The 834-nt window shown below is 64.0% G+C and carries 3 tRNA genes and 1 pseudogene; 3 read left to right on the forward strand and 1 reads right to left on the reverse strand.

The features are described from left to right. A pseudogene (locus tag ACOADB_RS08620) lies at nucleotides 1-211 on the reverse strand (4-amino-4-deoxychorismate lyase); the annotation flags it as partial. A 146-nt stretch (nucleotides 212-357) separates the two neighbouring features. Here ACOADB_RS08620 and ACOADB_RS08625 point away from each other — a divergent pair. The 3 genes from ACOADB_RS08625 (at nucleotide 358) to ACOADB_RS08635 (ending at nucleotide 666) form a co-directional block, all read left to right on the forward strand. Next, nucleotides 358-430, forward strand: a tRNA-Gly gene (locus tag ACOADB_RS08625). 64 nt (nucleotides 431-494) lie between these two features. Beyond that, nucleotides 495-568, forward strand: a tRNA-Cys gene (locus ACOADB_RS08630). 26 nt (nucleotides 569-594) lie between these two features. Then, nucleotides 595-666: transfer RNA gene (locus ACOADB_RS08635), tRNA-Val, on the forward strand. Nucleotides 667-834 lie beyond the last annotated feature (168 nt).

The following is an 834-nucleotide window of genomic DNA, read 5'->3' on the forward strand; positions in this document are numbered from 1 at the left end:
GCCGTACGGCGTCGGGCGAGAGCCCGACCAGGCCGAGGCCGGCCGCGGACCGCTCCAGCCGGTCGAGGTGGCGCTGGAAGGCGAACGGCTGGCCGTCGACCACCTTGACGGCTTCGAACACCGCGTCGCCGACGGTCAGGCCGTGGTCGGTGACGGGCACCGCCGGAGCGGTCGCATCGGGCAGCATCCGGCCGTTGATCCACACGCGCATGGGACCACCCTAGAAGCACCCTGTTCAGGCGCCGGGTGCCGCCGCGACATCCCGAAGGAGGGGCCCGTTTTGGCACGGCCGACCCCATCGGCTAATGTTCTGACGCGCACCAGAACAGGGTCGAAAAACCCGAAGATGGCGTGCATGCGGACATAGCTCAGTTGGTAGAGCGCAACCTTGCCAAGGTTGAGGTCGCGAGTTCGAGTCTCGTTGTCCGCTCGGAGAGGTCAGACCCACTGGCTGACCAGGTCAGTCCAGATTTGTTGGTTTGGGTGGCCTTCGCGGTGGGTTGGCCGAGAGGCGAGGCAACGGACTGCAAATCCGTGTACACGGGTTCAAATCCCGTACCCACCTCCACAACACAACTTCACAAGCTTCACCACGGGCGATTGGCGCAGCGGTAGCGCGCTTCCCTGACACGGAAGAGGTCACTGGTTCAAACCCAGTATCGCCCACGCACAGCAAACAGCCCCTGAGCTGCGGAGACGCAGATTCAGGGGCTGTTTCGTTCTTCCGTGTCGACGCCAGGCAGGCATCACGTACGGCCATTTCCCGCTCGCCGTCGGTTCCCGGACCGCCTGACCAAACTCGAACACATGTTCTATTCTTGGGGGATGTCAGGC

This window comes from Nocardioides sp. CPCC 206348, from assembly GCF_048654705.1.
GTDB lineage: Bacteria > Actinomycetota > Actinomycetes > Propionibacteriales > Nocardioidaceae > Nocardioides.